Below are 16,335 nucleotides of genomic sequence, written 5' to 3'. Positions count from 1 at the left end.
CCGCTCCTCCGATGCGAGGCAGTCGAGTCCTCAGTCAACGAAATCGGTCTGGGCGGGTCAATACGACCGCCTGTCCCGCGTTCAGCGGACAGCTCCGGGTACCGCCCGCGAAGATCCCGACAATATCCCTGCTTTTGCTGCCTCACGCTGCGGCTGAGACAGCAAAGTCGCTGATTTTGCTGTAACGCGCCGCCGATCGCGCGTTGCGGCCGGGGAGAGGTTACGGGCGGGCGGCCAACGCGGTCAGGTCGCGCTCGGCGTAGAGCCGGTGCTCCCACTCCTCGTTGAGGATGAGCAGCAGCACCTCGCGCACCTGGTAGCCGCGCGGGTCGGGCCATCCCGGTGCCTCGACCGGCTCGGTGAGCGCGTCGAGCGACGCGTCGGTGAGGCCGTCGACGACCTCCCGCACCGTCGCCATCCGGTCGCGCCGGAGCGCGAGCACGGTGTCGAGCGAGGGGCGGGCCGCCCGGTCGCGGGGGATGCCCTCGGTGTCGCGCATCTCGTCCCACGGCAGGTCGAGCGGATGCCACGGCGAGGGGTCGCCGAGGATGACCCGCCGGATCCACGAGTCGGTGGCGAAGACCAGGTGCCGCAGCGTCTCGATGAACGACCACTCGCCGTCGACCGACGCGTGCAGCAGCGCGGGATCCAGGCCGCGGGCCCGCTCGACGGTGCCGGTCCACAGCCGCTCGACCACGTCCCACGCGTCGCGGAAGCCGGCGGCGTCCGTCGGGCGCATCCTGGCCCGTTCGGGGTATCGGCGGTCGAGCTCGTCGCTGACGAACTGGCCGACGTCGACGCCGTTGACGGTCAGCGAGCCGATCTCGCCGTGGATCTCCACGCCGTCCAGGGCGACCCCGCGCAGCACGACGCGGCGCAGGTCGACGCCGCGGATCCGGAAGTCGGCCAGCTCGCCGCCATGGATCTCCGCACCGGTCAGGTCGACCTCGGTGAACCGCGCGCCGGCCAGGTTGACCCGCTCGAACCGGGCGCCCTGGAGATCGTCGCCGACGAAGTCCACCACGGCGCAGACAGTAACATTTCGCCCGGTCGGACCTCGCCCGTCGCCGGTCGGCCCGGTCAGTCTCCGGCGCCGCCCTCCTCGGGCAGCGTGTGGGCGGCCAGCGGCGCGTCCGGCTCCGCGGTGAGGCTGGCCAGCAGGTGCAGGAACGAGTCGGCGCAGTGCTGCGCGGTCGGCAGGTCGGCCGAGTCGGTCATGCGCTCGACGTACAGGCGGTCGTGGTCCGGCGAGACCAGGATGGTCAGGTCGACCCGCACCGTCGACATGCGACGCCGCGCGTACCGGGACAGGGCGGCGCGAAAGCTCAGCCCCGGATCCCAGCACTCTGTCGACAGTGGAGCGACCGCCTCCCGAGGGCCGCAGATCACGTGGGCCCAGGTCCGCGCGCCGGGGCGGGACAGCCGCCGCAGAAGCTCGGTGGCGCAGACCGACAACGGGACCACATCGTCCACTGTGGCCGCGTCGGCCAGCGACCGCAGCGCTCGCGCCAGCGCGGGCGAGATCGCCATCGGGCCGACGCACTCCGGTGGTGTCGACGTGTCGCTGTCCCGGTGCGTCGTCGTGGGCACAGACCCTCCTATGGCTAGGGCGTGTCTGGTGGATCTTGTGGGTGCGAGGCGAGGTCCAGGCGGCGGTCCGGTGGTGCCGGGCGGAAGGTCGCATACCGGTGTTGTATGTGGCCTTTCGTCCGGTGCCGCCGGGCGCCGCCTGGGCCCGCCGCAGCCCCGCAAAGATCCACCAGACACGCCCTGGGCTGCTGGAGCTTTCAGTTAACGGACTGGGCGGCCGGCGGGTCAACGGGACGGCCTGTCCCCGGTTCGGCGGACAGGTGGCCGTCGCCGCTTCACGTGACTGCCTCGCCGTCTTAGGTGGACCTAACGTCGCGGTGCGAGCGGATGCCACCGAACGCACGGCTCGCGATCGAAAGGCGGGGTGGACTTTGCGCCGCATCGACGGGGTCGACGCTCCGGTGCGCCTCGCCGGCCTCGACCCGCTGGCCCCGGTACGGGCGACGCTGCGCGCGGCCTTCCAGGAAGGCTCGCCCGGCAGCCTCGCACCGGAACTCGTGGTCGGCGACGCGACTGGCTGGATGTGCGCCACGAGCATCGCCGACGGCACCAGGCTGCCCGAGCTGCTCGCCTCCGTGGCGCGCAGCCGGCGGGCCACGCCGCACGCCGCCGCCGCGCTGGCGTGGAAGGTGTACACGTACGCGCTGGCCCTGCCCGCGGTGGTCGGCTGGGCCTCGGCCCGCCGCGTCCCGCTGGTGCGCCCGGCCGACGTGCTCGTACGCCCCGGGACGCCGGGCGCGGTGCTGACCCTCGCGCTGCGCCCGTCGGTCCGCGTGGCGGTGCTGCCGGCGGATCCGGTCGCGGCCCGCCGTGCCGGCGTCGAGGTCGCGGCGGGCGAGGCGGAGCTGCTCGACGCGTTGCGCGCCGCGCTGCTGGAGGCGCACCTCGACCCCGTGCTGGGGCATCTGCGGGGCACCGCGCGGCTCGGCGCCCGTACGCTGCTCGGGTCGCTCGCCTCGGGCGTGGCGCACGCCGTGCTGGACGCCGCCGACGTGCTCCCCGGCTCCGCGGCCGAGCACGCCGACGTGCTGCTGACCGCGCTCGGCGTGCGCGACCTGGTCGACCTCGTGCCCGGCCCGGACGGCGTCGTGACGGTGCAGCGCCGCACGTGCTGTCTCGCGTTCACGCTCCCCGAGGCGAAGATCTGCCCGAGCTGCTGCATCCGCCTGCGACCACCGAACGGCCGTCGCCCTTTCACGTGACGCCCCAGGAATCGCGGCCGTACCTAGTGTCGGTCCACGGGTGGACTACTTCGGATTGATGGGCCTTCGCGATGACCGAAACCGTGATGCCGACCACGGATGTCGAGACGGCCGCGCCGTTCGTGTACGACCTCGTGCGCGCCCAGGCGCGGACCGAGGGCGACCGGCACGCGCTGGTCGACGCGGCCGCCGGCGGCACCGCGTTGACCTACGCCGAGCTGGTCGGGCGCGTAGACGCGCTCGCCGAGCGGCTGCGCGCCAGTGGCGTCGGGGCGGACCAGCCGGTCGCCGTGATGGTGGACCGCCCGCTCGACCAGATCGTCGCGCTGCTGGCCGCGATGGCGGCGGGCGGCGCGTACTGCCCGCTCGACGCGACCGCGCCGGACGCGCGCCTCACCGCGATCGTGCGCGCGGTCGGTGCCCGCGTCGCGGTCGCCGACCCGGCCAACGCGGCGCGGCTGCCCGCCGGTACCGAGGTCGTGTCGCCGGCGGCCGGGACGGCGAGCGGCTCCGCGGCCGTGGTCGCGCCCTCCCCGGACGCGCTCGCGTACGTCATCCACACCTCCGGCTCGACCGGCGCCCCCAAGGGCGTCGCGATGCCGCACCGCGGCCTGTCCCGGCTGATCGGCTGGCAGGTCGCCAGCGGCTGGCCGGGGCTGCGCACGCTCCAGTTCACCGCGCCGACCTTCGACGTGACGTTCCAGGAGGTGCTCTCGACGCTCGCGACCGGGGGCTGCCTGGTCCTCGCCTCGGAGGAGCTGCGGCGCGACCCGTCCGCGCTGCTCGACGCGATCGTCGAGCACCGCGTGCAGCGGCTGTTCCTGCCGTACGTGGCGCTCCAGATGATGGCGGTCACGGCCGCGCGCCGGGGCGTGGTGCCGGACCCGCTGGAGCACGTCGTCACCGCGGGCGAGCGGCTGATCATCACGTCGGACATCCGCGCGTTCTTCGCCGCCGTACCGCGCTGCCGCCTGGACAACCACTACGGGCCGACCGAGGCGCACCTCGTGACCAGCCTGACGCTCCCCGGCGGCGCGGCGGAGTGGCCGTCCGTACCGTCGATCGGGGCCGCCGTCGGCGGGGTCGGCTGCCGCGTGCTCGACGAGCGGCTCGCGGCGGTGGCCGAGGGCGAGGTCGGCGAGCTGTACGTCGGCGGCTCCGGCCTGGCCCGCGGCTACCTCGGCGCCCCCGCACTGACCGCGGAGCGGTTCGTCGCCGACCCGTTCGCCGCCGTCCCAGGCGAGCGCCTGTACCGCACCGGCGACCTGGTACGCGACTGCGGCGACGGCACGTACGAGTTCATCGGCCGCACGGACACGCAGCTCAAGGTGCGCGGGTTCCGCGTGGAGCCGGCCGAGGTGGAGCTGGCCCTGCTGAGCCATCCCCGGGTCGAGGCGGCCGCGGTGGACCTGCGCCAGGTCGCGGACGGCGTCCCGGTGCTGGTCGCGTACCTGCAGACCGACGGCCCGGTCGCGCACCGCGAGATCACCGACCACGTACGCGGCCTGCTGCCTGCGTACATGGTGCCGGCGCGCACGGTGCCGGTCGAGCGGATGCCGCGCACGTCGAGCGGGAAGGTGGACACGCGGGCGCTGGCCGCGATCGAGCTGCCGGCCGTGGCCGAACCGGCCCCGCCGGCCGACGAGGCCGTCCCGGTGACCGGCGTGATCACGGCGATCTGGGCCCGGGTCCTCGGGCACGACGAGTTCGACGACGACGAGGACTTCTTCGACGTCGGCGGCGACTCGCTGCTCGCGACGTGGGTCGTGGCCGAGCTGAGCCAGGCGCTCGGCCGGCCGGTCGACCTGTCGATGTTCATCGAGTACAGCACGGTCGAGGATCTCGCCGGCGCGCTGGAGTCGGCCACACCGGCCGGCCCGCAGCGGGTCAGCCCGTCGCAGATCGTCACGCTCCGGGCCGGCCCCTCCGGGCGCGGCCTGTACCTGCCGCATCCGCTCGGCGGCGAGCTGCTCGGCTACCGGGAGCTGGCGCGCGCCTCGCGGGCACCGCTGCGGCTGCTCGGCGTCGGCTGGCGGGGCGAGCCGCCGGCGTTCGGCAGCTCGCTCGCCGAGATCGCCCGGGTCCACGTGGAGCAGTTGCGCGTGATCGAGCCGGAGGGCCCGTACCGCCTCGCCGGCTGGTCCTTCGGCGGCGTGCTGGCGTACGAGATGGCCCAGCAGTTGGCCGCCGAGGGCGGCGCGGTGGAGTTCCTGGCGCTGCTGGACGCCAACCCCCTGATCGACCCGATCACCGGCCTGGCGATGGACCAGACGCCGTTCCTCGACATGCTGAACGCCGTGGTCGAGCGCCTCGACGACCCGGACACCACCGAGGCGGACCTCGCCGAGCTGACCACCGGCGAGACGTGGATCCAGCTGATGGGCGCGCCGATCGCGGCCAGCTCCTCCAGCGGCTACCTGCGAAACGCGCTGGAGACCGCGCGGTCGTGCATGAACGCGGCCATGCGGTACCGGCCGGCGCCGTACGCCGGGCCGGTCCACCTCTTCCAGGCGGCGGGTTCCGGCGCCGAACGCCAGGAGCGGCTTGTCGAGGCCATGCGCGGCCTCTGCACCGGCACGCTCACCGTCACCTCCATCCAGGGCGACCACTGGGGGTTCATCAGGGGAGAACACGTCACCGAGGCGGCAAGGGAACTGGACGCGGCGCTGGAGCTCGTCGGGCGGTAGGGAGCAGCAGATGGACCTCGAAATTGACCGGAAGACCTTCGCCGAGCAGGGCTACATCGGCCCGTTCACCCTCTGGGAGCCGGAGGAGATGACGGCCTGGTGGAAGGCGCAGCGCAAGGCCCTGCTGGACCCGGCCAACAACGCGCGCAAGGCATTCGACAACCCGGTGAACTACGACCGTCACCTCGACATACCGGGCCTGAGCCGGCTCATCGTAGAGCCGGAGATCGTACGGCGGATGCAGGCCATCATCGGCTCGGACATCCTCTGCTGGCGCACCGAGTTCTTCCCCAAGAACCCCGGGGACTCCGGCACCGGCTGGCACCAGGTCGAGACGTACGCGATCGGCGAGACGAGCGAGGGGATGCTCGAGGCCACCGAGCACTCGCCGGCAGCGCCGATGGAGCTGACCTGCTGGGTCGCGTTCACCGAGGCGGCCAGGGACAACGGCTGCATGAAGGTGATCCCGGGCAGCCACCGCCAGTGGCGGTACGACGAGCACGCCCCGATGAAGTGGAACGGCTCGGCGCGGGACAACTCCTTCTTCGGGTACAACTACGAGGACATCAAGATCGACAAGAACTGGGACCCGGACCAGGAGGACGTGCGGCACCTGGAGATGCGGGCGGGACAGTTCTTCATCTTCACCGCGCGCTGCATCCACGGATCGAACCCCAACGTCAGCAAGCGCCAGCGGATGGGGTACGCGATCCGGGTGGTGCCGACCCACGTGCGGGTCTACGGCGGGATGACCGAGTTCGACGAGTTCGGTCACCACTTCGATCTCGACCGGCACGGCTGCGTGCTCGTCGCCGGGGAGGACGAGTACGGGCACAACCGGCTGCGGCGCGAGAACGCGTGGGGGGAGCCGTTCACCCCACTCGACCGGCAAGGCGCCTGAGCCGGGCCGAGTCTCCACACTGGAGCAACCTGCGAAGGAGCAGAAAATGACCGGGACGTTGACGTTCGGCGATCGGCTGGCCGAGAGCCCTGTCTACAAGAATTTCCGCGACCATCCCTTCTTCGCGGCGGTACATTCCGCCGCCCTCACGAAGGAGCAGGCCGCCACGCTCATCGAGCAGTGGTGGCACCCCCTGCACTACTTCCCGACGTTCCTGGCACGCTGCGTCGCCGTACTGCCGGACATCGCGGCCAAGTCGGCGATCACGCGGATCCTCAACCAGGAGGCCGGCGGCGGCGACGTGACCATGGCGCACGAGGTCATCTACGTCGACTCGATGGACAAGTGCGGGTTCGACCGCGACCGGGTCGTCGGCACCGACCCGTACCCGGAGACGGCGGCCCTCGTGGAGGGCTACCGGAAGGCGTCGGAGACGCCGGAGGCCGCGCTCGGCTTCATCTTCGCGACCGAGACCACCGACCTGCTGATGGTCTCCAGCATCGGCAAGGCGATCGAGCGGACCACGGGCGTCACCGACAACGAGTGGGTCTCGATCCACGTCCAGCAGGAGCCGGACCACGTGGAAGAGGCCAACCACGCGCTGATGGCGGACTTCGGCACCGAGCAGGAGAACGCGGTCGTCGCGGCCGCCGACGAGATGTGGCGGCTGTGGACGGCCTTCTTCGACCGTCTCGCCCTGGAGGCCGACGTCAAGGCAACCGCCCCGGCTCGGTGAGTTTCGTGGAAGACGTACGGGCGACCTACCTGCGGTTTCCGGCGTGGACGCAGCACTTCTGGACCTGGCAGACCGGCAAGGCCCTGCCAGGCCAGAAGCCGCTGCTGCGGCACACCTGGGCCTCGTACCTGGCGGTCACGCTGGCGCTGTTCCTCGCCGGCCTCGCGGTGTCGACCGCGGCCGTGGCCGCCATGTTCCCCTTCTGGTACCTCGCCCTCCCGCTGGGCTGGGTGCTGACGGTGACCGGCGAGCGGATGATGGTGCTGGTCATCGCCCACCAGGCGCTGCACCGGCGCTTCTCCGGCAGGTCCCGGCTCGACTGGTTCTGGGGCGAGGTGGTGACGGTCCTGAGCGTCTTCCACACCTTCCGGGACTTCAAAGAAGAGCACTTCGACAACCACCACCGGCGCGAGATATTCGCCACCGAGGCCGACCCGCCGGTGCAGTTCCTGCTCGACCTCGGGTTCCGGCCCGGGCTGTCGCGGCGGCAACTGTGGCGGCGGGCCTGGACGGTCTTCCTCTCGCCGCTGTTCTACTGGCGCGGGTTCCTGGGGCGCGTGGGCAGCAACCTCAGGTCGCGCTCGTGGCGGCTGGCCGGCTTCGGCGTGTGGCTGGGCTGGTGGCTGTCGCTGCCGTTCTGGCTGCCGAACGGCGCGCTCGTGCTGCTGCTCGCGTTCGTCCTGCCGGTGATCCTCTTCGCGCAGCTCAGCGCGTTGCTGGACCGGCTCGGTGAGCACGAGTGGCTGGGGCCGCGCAACCCCGAGTTCGGCCACCGCTTCTACACGGCCGCCAACACCGCGGCACGGTACTGCGGGGCGCCGGTCCCGGCGCGCTCGATGCCGGCCGGCGCGCAGGTCGTGGCGTGGCTGCGCTGGACCGCGGCGACGATCTTCTACCACATCCCGTGCCGGCTCCTGGTCGTGGTCGGAGACCTGCCCAGCCACGACTACCACCACCGCTACCCCTCGACGCCGGAGTGGACCACCGCCGCCTACGCGCGGCAGCGGGACATCGACTCCGGGCCGGAGGGGCCGCCGTACGAGGAGGTCTGGGGGATGGGCGCGGCGATCGACCGCGTCTTCCGGGCCTGGGAGGGGAGCACCGCCGGTGCGCTTTCACATCGTTGACACGTTCGCGGACGACCGGTTCGCGGGCAACCCGGCCGCGGTGGTCTCCGCGCCGGAGTTCCCGGCCGACGCGGCGATGCAGAGCGTCGCGCACCGGATCGGCCTGCCCACCACGGCCTTCGTCGTGGCGGCCGGGCCGGGGGAGTACCGCGTGCGGTGGTTCACGCCGTACAAGGAGATCAACCTCTGCGGCCACGCGACGATCGCGAGCGCGCGGTACCTGTTCGGCCAGGCGGCGGACGCGGGGCGGTCGCGGCTGCGGTTCGTCTCGGACAACGGCGTCCTGTACGCCGAGCGGGTCGGCGACCTCGTGGCGATCGACCTGCCGTCCGCCGCGCTGACCCCGGCCGCCCCGCCGCCGGGGCTGCTGGAGGCGCTCGGCGTGGCCGCCGCCTCGTGCGCGGTCTCCAGCGACGACGTCCTCGTCGAGGTCGAGTCGGCGGAGGCGGTGGCCGCGATCCGCCCGGACTTCGCCGCACTGGCCCGGCAGCCCTTCCGCGGGCACATCGTCACCGCGCCGGCCACCGGCGGTGCCGACTTCGTCTCCCGCACCTTCTTCCCGTCCCTCGGGGTCGACGAGGACCAGGTGTGCGTCAGCGCGCACTGCAAGCTCGCGCCGTTCTGGGCGCGGCGGCTGGGCCGGACCGCCCTCACCGCGCTCCAGCTCTCCGAGCGCGGCGGGCGGCTCGAGGTCGAGGACCGCGGCGACCGCGTCCGCGTACTGGGCGCGGCGGTGAGCCGAGGCGGCGTCCAGGAGCTTGTGTTCCACGCGCTGACCACCACATAGGACAACGGCACGACGCACCGACCAGAAGGGACGGACACGGGGTGGAGCTGGAACTGGTACCGAGATTTCTCCTCGCCATCTTGGTGATCGTCGTCGTCGCGCGGATCTTCGGCATGCTGGCCCGCAAGGTGGGACAGCCCCCGGTGATCGGCGAGATCCTCGGCGGCATCCTGCTCGGGCCGACGCTCTTCAGCGGCGTCGTCACCGACGCGGTCTTCCCCACCGACGTGCGGCCGTCGCTGGCGACGATCGCCTCCATCGGTGTCTGCGTCTTCATGTTCCTGGTGGGGCTGCACTTCGACCATCGCCTGCTGCAGGGGCAGAGCCGCATCGCGACGACCGTGTCACTCAGCTCGATCGCGCTCCCGTTCGGCCTCGGCGCGCTGCTGGCGCTCTACCTCTTCACCAACCATCCGACCGACAACAAGCTGGCCTTCATACTCTTCATGGGTACCGCGATGTCGATCACCGCGTTTCCCGTGCTGGCCCGGATTCTCACCGACAAGGGCCTGATCGACACGCCCATCGGTGGGCTGGCGCTGGCCTGCGCCGCCGTCGACGACGTGCTCGCCTGGTCACTGCTGGCCGTGGTGACGGCCCTCGCCGACGGCGGCGGCGACCCGTGGCGGGTCCTGCTCGTGGTGCCGTTCGCCGCGCTCATGCTCAGGGTCGTCCGGCCACTGCTGGCCCGGCTGGCCGCGCGGCACGCGGCGAACGGCGCGTGGGCCGGCGTCGGCGTGCTCGCCGCCGTGGCGGTCGGCCTCTACCTCTCGGCCAGCGCGACCGAGTGGATGGGGCTGCACGCGATCTTCGGCGCGTTCCTGTTCGGCGTCGTGATGCCACGCGAGGGCGCGGTCGCCCTGCGGGAGCGGGCGCTGCCGTGGATCGAGAAGACGAGCGCGTGGCTGCTGCTGCCGGTCTTCTTCGTGGTCGCCGGCATCAAGGTCGACCTCTCCGCCCTGAACGGCACCGCCCTCGGCGAGTTGGCGCTCATCATGCTGGTCGCGGTCGGCGGCAAGTGCGTCGGCGCCTTCGCCAGCGCGCGGGTCAACGGCGTACGCCCTCGGCACTCGACCGTCCTCGCCCTCCTCATCAACACGCGCGGCCTCACCGAGCTGATCGTGCTCACGGTCGGCCTGCAACTCGGCATGCTGGACCGCGGCCTGTACTCCCTGATGGTCGTGATGGCTCTGGTCACCACGGCGATGGCCGGGCTGCTGCTGCCGTTCGTGTATCCGCCGGAGCGGGTCCGCCGCGACGCCGCCGAGCCCGACGCCGCCGCCCTGTACGCCCGCGAGCGGTGACCGTCGTGGAGACGACGACTCCCTGGCTCCAGCGCCCGCCGTCGCCCGCGGCGGCGGGCCGCGTCTTCTGCATCCCGCACGCCGGCTGCGGTGCCACCGTGTTCGCGAACTGGCCCGAGGAGAAGGACGGCGTCGAGTTCCTCGCGGTGGAGCTGCCCGGGCGGCTGACCCGCTTCGGGGAGCGCATCCCGGACACCTTCGAGGAGCTGGCCCGCGCGCTGATCGCCGGCGTCGCGCCGTACCTGGACGTGCCGTTCACGTTCTTCGGCCACTGCTGGTCGGCCCTCGCCGCGTACGAGGTGGCCGTGCAGCTCGACCGCGCCGGCCTGCCCGCCCCGGCCAGGCTCTTCGTGTCGTCGCAGCCCGGCCCGCAGGAGGAGCTGACCGGCCGCATGATCGGCATGACCGAGGAGCAGCTGGCGGGGGAGCTGGAGAAGACCGTACGCGCGATGGGCCACAAGCCCCATCCCGAGCTGGTCTCCATCTACGTCGACGTGCTGCGCGCCGACATCGACGTGAGCCTGCGCTACCACGTGCCCGACCCGCCCCGGCTGAGCTGCCCGATCACCGCCGTCGGCTGGACCGACGACACCGAGGTACGCCCCGACGAGATGTCCGGCTGGGCGGTCTGCGGCGACACCGAGTTCGTGGTCTTCCCGGGCGTCCACCACCGCTTCATCGACGCCCCGCCGGAGCTGCTGGCGGTGCTGCACGCCGCCGTCGCACCACGCGCGGCCTGACCCCCCGACGCTCGAACCCCGCCGGCGGCCGCCTGCTTGGCAGCGGTCGCCGGCGTGCGGGGCGAGGGTCAGGCGCGCGGACGCAGGGCGACCGGCACGGCCCGGTAGCCGCGCAGGAAGTTGGACTCCATGCGTCGCGGGGGCGCGCTCAGCTCGGCGTCGGCCACTTCCTCGGCCAGTGCGCGGATCAGTGACCGGATCTCCAGGCGGGCCAGGTACGCGGCGATGCAGTAGTGCGGGCCGTGGCCGAAGGTGAGGTGGGCGTGGCGGCGTCCGGTGGCGCGCATCGTGTCGGGGTCGTCGAAGATGTCGGCGTCGCGGTTGGCGGAGCGGAGCCAGAGCGTGACCAGCTCGCCGGCGCGCATCCGTACGCCCTCGACCTCCACGTCGCCGGTGAGCGTGCGCATCAGGTGGTTGACCGGTGCCTCGAAGCGCAGCAGCTCCTCGGTGGCGACGTCGAAGTCGGCGCGGCCGGTGCGCAGCTCTGTCCAGAAGGGACGGTGGCGTACCAGCGTCACCGGGATGGAGGTGAGGATGAACCTCGCCGAGGCGTTGCCGCCCAGGATGAAGTCGTGGCAGTTCATGACGGCGATGTGGGTCGGCATGGGGCGGCCGTTCATGCGGGCCTGGGCCAGCAGCGATGCCACGTCGTCGCCGGGGGCACGGCGCTTGCTCGCGATCAGCTCGGCGCAGTACTCGAGCAGTTGCGTGTGCGCGCCGATCTGGGCCGTGGCGGACGCGGTGGCGTGGCCCGAGCCGCTGAAGGCCGTGCTGGTCAGGCTGGCCACGTGCGGCCGGTCGCTCTCCGGTACGCCGAGCAGGTCGCAGGCCACGGTGGTGAGCAGCGGCGTGGCGACCGAGGCCACGAAGTCGACCGACGGCTGCGCGGCCGCCTCGACGACGAGCCGCCGCGCGAGGGCCTCGGTGCCGCCGGCGAGGCGGCGCATCTGTCGGGGGGTGAACGCCGACTCCAGCGCCTTGCGCATCTCGCCGTGTGCCGGGTCGTCGGTGACCAGCATCGACATGCCGCCGGCCGCCTCGCCGGCCTGCCCGTCGCTCGCCTTCTCGCCCAGCCGCATGCCCCTCTCCGAGGAGAGCAGGTGGCTCTGCCCGAGCACGTCGCGGACCTGCCGGTAGCGCGTGACGGCCCAGTGCTCCCGCGGCCCGGGCATGCGCAGCGGCAGGCCGGCGCCCCGCATCGTCCGCCAGATCCGCTCCGGCCGGTCGGTCGCGTACAGCCGGGGGTCGGCCAGGTCGACCTTGAGCACCTCGGCCAGTACGTCGTCCGCGTGGACCGTCCCGTCGGGGCGCGCCGGCGCGCCGAGCCCGGCCTCCGTCGTCATGCCGCTCGACCTCCCGTGGCGGTGCGTGTGGTGATCAGCGCGGCCAGTTGCCGTGCGGAGAGCGCGCCCAGCACGTCCTTGACCGCGAGCGTCACGCCGAACTCGGCCTCGCACATCTCGATGAGCGTGAAGACCAGCAGCGAGTGCCCGCCGAGCGTGAAGAAGCTGTCGGTGACGCTCACCGAGTCGCGCCGCAGCACCTCGGCGTAGATGGCGGCCACCTTGGCCTCGGTGCCGTCCCGGGGCGCGACCACCGCCCGCGGCTCGGCCGGCGTGCGTTCGAGGCGGAGCAGCGTACCGAAGTCGATTTTGCCGTGGACGAACGTCGGGATCTCGCCCACCAGCGTGAGCGTCGGCGGCACCATGTGGGCGGGGAGCAGCCGGCGGGCGTGCGCGACCAGCTCCGCCACCGGGACCGGCCGCCCGGCCGCCGGCACCACGAAGGCGGCGATCTCCCCGCCCTTGTCGGGCACGACGGTGACCACGGCCTGGGCGACGTCCTCGTGCTCGGCGAGGACCGCCTCGATCTCGGCCAGCTCGATGCGCATCCCGCGGATCTTCACCTGCCGCCCGATCCGGCCGAGGTGCTCCAGGACCCCGTCGGCGCGGTAGCGGCACAGGTCGCCGGTGCGGTACATGCGGCCGCCGGGAAGCCCGTACGGGTCGGGCAGGAACTTCTCCGCGGTCAGCCCCGGCCGGCGGTGGTAGCTCTGCGCGATGCCCACCTCGCCGCCGACGAACAGCTCGCCGGGCACGCCGACCGGCGCCGGCTCCAGGTTGTCGTCGAGTACGTACGCGCGGCGGTGGGCCGGCGGCGGGCCGACCATCACCGGCGCGTCCGGTTCGACCGGGAGCACGGTCTCGGCCACGCAGCCCAGCTCGGTCGGGCCGTAGCAGTTGACGATCGCGGCCGCGAAGCGCTCGTGGAAGCCGTCGCGGACCCGGGGCGTCACCGCCTCGCCGCCGCAGAAGACCCACCGCAGCGAGGGGCAGCTGCCCGGCGGCGTGTGGTCGTAGAACGGCTGCATCATCGACGGCACCATGAACATGGCGGTCACCTGGTACTCGTCGACGAGGTCACGGAGCCGGGCCGGGTCGCGGTGCGCGCCCGGCGGGCAGATGAGGACCCGGCTGCCGTGGTAGAGCGGCCAGAAGATCTCCCAGATCGACACGTCGAAGCCGTACGAGGTCTTCAGGATCGCCGTGTCGCCGGGCCGGTAGGGGTACGCGCCGTGCAGCCAGAAGATGTCGGCGAGCGCGCCGTCGACCGGGTACGCCACCGCCTTGGGACGGCCCGTCGTGCCCGAGGTGTAGAGCATGTGGATGAGGTGGTTGCCGGGCTCCGGCGGTACGTCACGCGCCGGCTCGCCGGCCCACCGCGCCGCGTCCTCGTCGACCGCGAGCACCTGCCACGGCCCGGCCGGTACCCGCGCGCGGGCCCGTCCGTCCACGAGCACGGCGACCGGCGCGGAGTCCTCCAGCATGAAGGCCATCCGGGCGTCCGGCAGCTCGGGGTCGATCGGCACGTACGCGGCGCCGCTCTTGGCCACCGCGTACAGCGCCACCATCAGGTCCAGGCCGCGCTCCATGCTGACCACGACGAACGCCCCCGGCCGGGCCCCCGCTCCGCGCAGGTGCCAGGCGAGCTGGTTGGCGCGGGCGTTCAGCTCGGCGTACGTGAGGCTGCCCGCCTCGCTCACCAGCGCCACCGCTTCCGGGGTACGGCGGACCTGCTCCTCGAAGGGCTGGGCCATCGTCGTGTACGCGATGTCGGGACGCTCGTACCGGTTGAGCCCGTACAGGATCCGCTCGCGCTCGCCCGGCGGCAGCGGCGAGTGCGCGAAGACCGGCGTGTCCGGCGCGGCGGCCAGCCGCCCCAGCAGGTGCTGGAGGATGGCGGCGTACCGGGTCGTGGTCGACTCGTCGAAGAGGTCCGCCGGGCCGGCGAGCAGACCGGCCAGCTCGCCTCCGGCCTCGCGGAGCGCGACCTCCACGTCCACGCGCCCGGCCCGTTCCCCGATCCGTCCATGGTGGAACGCGGCCTGGAAGAGCGGCGGGACGCCGGGGATGCGCGGCACGCACAGTTCGGCCGCCAGGTCGTCGAGCGGGCCGGCACCGTGCGCCTCCGCCTCCCGTACCGTCTGGCGCACGCGGCGGACCACCTCACGGAACGTCGGCGTGCCGTCGAGCGCGGTCCGCAGCGGCGTGGGGCTCGCGCCGCCGGCCAGCCGCGCCCCCACCACGATGTCCCGCTGCCGGCTCAGGTGGGCGAGGAAGACCTGGTATCCGGCGAGCGTCACGACGAAGGGCGTCGTCTGCTCGGCGCGGGCGAGGTGGCCGAACGCGCGTACCGCCGCCGCGTCCACGCGCAGCGGCGCGGTGCGCACGGCCGAGTCCATCGTGGACGGTCGAGGGCGGTCCCTGGGCAGGTCCAGCACGGGCGGGTCGCCGCCGAGCTTGCGCTTCCAGTACTCCAGGTCGGCGACGGCGGAAGCGGGCGCGTTCTCGACGGTGGTCATGGCGCCGACCGGGTACTGGCGGCCTGCGCCGGCGCGGGCTCAGCGGGCACGGATGGCTCCTCTCCTGTCACGTCCGGCAGCTCGTCCTCCAGGTGGCGCAGCCGCGGATGCGCGTAGCCGACCACCACGCAGACGACGATGAGTACGCCCATCACCATGAGCAGCAGCGCGATGCCACGGCCGGGTCCGTCGCCGACCAGCGCGGCGACGACCGGCGAGCGGACCTCGTCGCGGCCGACCAGCGGCTGGAACACGCGGTCGGCGGTCACGCCGGCCAGCGCGTAGGCGACGAGCTGGGGGGCCGACGCGACCATGTTCATCATCGCCATCGTGCGGCCCAGCAGCTGGGGTTCGACCTTGCTCTGCCAGATGGTCAGGTTGTTGCCGACGACGATGGCCAGCGCGCCGAGGAAGAGGAACGCGCCGACGGCGACCAGCGGGACGCTCGGCCGGAACGAGCCGATGACGGTGGCGACGCCGAGTACGAGCGAGAAGCCGAGCACGCCGTTGACCCGGTGGCGCGGCCCGCCCCACGCGCTCATCGCCAGGCTCGCCGCGATCATGCCGATGCCACCGATCGACAGTACGGTGCCGAGCGCGTCCGAGGACTCGAAGGCGAGGACGAGCGGGGTGAAGAGCAGGTCGACGAAGCCGGCGCAGAAGTTCAGCGCGCCGAGGAAGTAGATCAACGCGAGCAGCCCGCGGCGCATGACGACGTACCGCCACGCCACCGCGAAGTCGGCCAGCAGCGACGCCACGCTGGGCGACCCGGCCGCCTCCCCGCCGGGGCGCGGGATGCGGATGAGCGCGAGCGTGATCAGGGCGACGGCGTACGACGCGCAGTCGACCAGGATGATGCCGCCGATGCCGATGCTGATCAGCAGGAACCCAGCGGCCACCGGGGCCATCACCTGGCTCGTCGCCAGCGCCACCATCCGCATGCCGTTCGCCCGACCGAGGTGCCGCTTCGGGACCAGCAGCGGCACCGACGCCTCGAAGGCGGGGGTCTGCAACGCCCCGATCACCGAGATGACGGCGACCAGGACGTAGATGTGCCACGTGACGAACGTGTCGGTGATCAGCAGCCCGGCCAGGGTCAGCATCACCACCAGGTTGCCGATGTTGCTCACCACGAGCGAGCGCTGGACGCCCCACCGGTCCACCAGCGAGCCGGTGAACGGGGACGCCAGGATCACCGGCAGGTAGGCCAGCGCGTAGACGATCCCGAGCGTCGTCACCGAGCCGGTGAGCTGGTAGGCGTACACGCCCAGCGCGAAGCCGGAGACGGACGATCCGGTCAGGGAGACGAACTGTCCGCACCAGAGGATCACGAACGTGCGGAGCCCGGCGGTTGGCGCTGCCATGGGTCCTCTTCGGGTCGGTGAGTCGACGGCACGGC

Annotated in this window: 13 protein-coding genes; 8 read left to right on the top strand and 5 right to left on the bottom strand. The window is 72.7% G+C overall.

The window, feature by feature from the left end; genetic code table 11:
- Nucleotides 1–220 precede the first annotated feature (220 nt).
- Both ACFFIA_RS07930 and ACFFIA_RS07925 read right to left on the bottom strand, forming a co-directional pair.
- Nucleotides 221–1,024, bottom strand: coding sequence for a DinB family protein (locus ACFFIA_RS07930; RefSeq protein ID WP_377247770.1), 804 nt, complete (start codon nt 1,022–1,024; stop codon nt 221–223).
- A 56-nt stretch (nt 1,025–1,080) separates the two neighbouring features.
- A complete protein-coding gene (locus ACFFIA_RS07925) occupies nt 1,081–1,590 on the bottom strand; it encodes a hypothetical protein (protein ID WP_377247767.1) in 510 nt (169 codons plus the stop codon).
- A gap of 371 nt (nt 1,591–1,961) precedes the next feature.
- Between ACFFIA_RS07925 and ACFFIA_RS07920 the strand changes: the two genes are divergently transcribed.
- The 8 genes from ACFFIA_RS07920 (at nt 1,962) to ACFFIA_RS07885 (ending at nt 11,074) form a co-directional block, all read left to right on the top strand.
- Nucleotides 1,962–2,792 carry a hypothetical protein gene (locus ACFFIA_RS07920; protein ID WP_377247764.1) on the top strand — a complete coding sequence of 277 codons (831 nt, stop codon included), beginning with the start codon at nt 1,962–1,964 and terminating at the stop codon, nt 2,790–2,792.
- 71 nt (nt 2,793–2,863) lie between these two features.
- Nucleotides 2,864–5,479, top strand: coding sequence for an amino acid adenylation domain-containing protein (locus ACFFIA_RS07915; protein ID WP_377247761.1), 2,616 nt, complete (start codon nt 2,864–2,866; stop codon nt 5,477–5,479).
- Nucleotides 5,480–5,489: 10 nt separating this feature from the next.
- Entirely contained in the window at nt 5,490–6,380 is an 891-nt protein-coding gene (locus ACFFIA_RS07910; RefSeq protein WP_377247758.1) for a chlorinating enzyme, read from the top strand.
- A gap of 46 nt (nt 6,381–6,426) precedes the next feature.
- The gene (locus ACFFIA_RS07905; RefSeq protein ID WP_377247755.1) at nt 6,427–7,116 is read left to right on the top strand and encodes an iron-containing redox enzyme family protein; all 690 of its coding nucleotides are present in this window, start codon (nt 6,427–6,429) and stop codon (nt 7,114–7,116) included.
- Between the two features lie 5 nt (nt 7,117–7,121).
- Nucleotides 7,122–8,243, top strand: coding sequence for a hypothetical protein (locus tag ACFFIA_RS07900; protein ID WP_377247752.1), 1,122 nt, complete (start codon nt 7,122–7,124; stop codon nt 8,241–8,243).
- Nucleotides 8,224–9,030 (top strand): PhzF family protein, encoded by an 807-nt coding sequence (locus tag ACFFIA_RS07895; RefSeq protein ID WP_377247749.1) that lies wholly within the window; start codon nt 8,224–8,226, stop codon nt 9,028–9,030. Before ACFFIA_RS07900 ends, ACFFIA_RS07895 begins: the two co-directional genes overlap by 20 nt.
- Nucleotides 9,031–9,071: 41 nt before the next feature.
- Complete coding sequence (locus ACFFIA_RS07890; RefSeq protein ID WP_377247746.1) at nt 9,072–10,334, top strand: cation:proton antiporter domain-containing protein; 1,263 nt, start codon at nt 9,072–9,074, stop codon at nt 10,332–10,334.
- A gap of 5 nt (nt 10,335–10,339) precedes the next feature.
- On the top strand, nt 10,340–11,074 hold the full coding sequence (locus ACFFIA_RS07885) for a thioesterase II family protein (protein WP_377247743.1): 735 nt from the start codon (nt 10,340–10,342) through the stop codon (nt 11,072–11,074).
- Nucleotides 11,075–11,142: 68 nt separating this feature from the next.
- Here ACFFIA_RS07885 and ACFFIA_RS07880 read toward each other — a convergent pair whose 3' ends face one another.
- The 3 genes from ACFFIA_RS07880 to ACFFIA_RS07870 are packed head-to-tail and all read right to left on the bottom strand — an operon-like array spanning nt 11,143 to nt 16,300.
- A complete protein-coding gene (locus ACFFIA_RS07880; RefSeq protein ID WP_377247740.1) occupies nt 11,143–12,417 on the bottom strand; it encodes a cytochrome P450 in 1,275 nt (424 codons plus the stop codon).
- Nucleotides 12,414–14,936 (bottom strand): non-ribosomal peptide synthetase, encoded by a 2,523-nt coding sequence (locus ACFFIA_RS07875; RefSeq protein ID WP_377247737.1) that lies wholly within the window; start codon nt 14,934–14,936, stop codon nt 12,414–12,416. The genes ACFFIA_RS07880 and ACFFIA_RS07875 overlap by 4 nt, the downstream gene beginning before the upstream one ends.
- Nucleotides 14,933–16,300 carry an MFS transporter gene (locus ACFFIA_RS07870; RefSeq protein WP_377247734.1) on the bottom strand — a complete coding sequence of 456 codons (1,368 nt, stop codon included), beginning with the start codon at nt 16,298–16,300 and terminating at the stop codon, nt 14,933–14,935. The genes ACFFIA_RS07875 and ACFFIA_RS07870 overlap by 4 nt, the downstream gene beginning before the upstream one ends.
- Between the last annotated feature and the right edge of the window lie 35 nt (nt 16,301–16,335).

This window comes from Phytohabitans kaempferiae, assembly GCF_042433955.1.
GTDB classification, from domain to species: Bacteria; Actinomycetota; Actinomycetes; order Mycobacteriales; family Micromonosporaceae; genus Phytohabitans; species Phytohabitans kaempferiae.
The sequence above is the reverse complement of the archived record's forward strand: the minus strand, read 5'-3'. Positions and strand labels throughout refer to the sequence as shown.